Below are 266 nucleotides of genomic sequence, written 5' to 3'. Positions count from 1 at the left end.
GACAACACCGAAGCCGATCGCCAGATCAGACATACACGTCGGGGCTACATGCATTTACCCTGGATGCGGGCGGCGGGGCGGGGGTCACCGCGCCCGGGCCACGCCCGCGTCGCGGCCGGTAACCCGCAGCGACCGTTCGACGATCCGCCGCAGCAGCCGGGCTTCGAGCGGCTCGTCCCGGCCGACGGGCTCGAAATACCGTGCTTCGATTCCCCGCTCGGTCCACGCCTCGGGGGTCTGGGCGAGGGGGGCGAACACGTTGCGTC

At 71.1% G+C, this 266-nt stretch carries 1 protein-coding gene; it reads right to left on the bottom strand.

Annotated features, from left to right (window positions below):
- Positions 1–84 precede the first annotated feature (84 nt).
- A partial coding sequence (locus R0J92_RS23600) for a hypothetical protein (protein ID WP_411053463.1) occupies positions 85–266 on the bottom strand: 182 nt, incomplete at its 5' end.

The organism is Tritonibacter sp. SIMBA_163, from assembly GCF_046535935.1.
Lineage (GTDB): Bacteria > Pseudomonadota > Alphaproteobacteria > Rhodobacterales > Rhodobacteraceae > Epibacterium > Epibacterium scottomollicae.
Note: the sequence above shows the minus strand (reverse complement) of the source record. Positions and strands in the feature narration are given on the sequence as shown.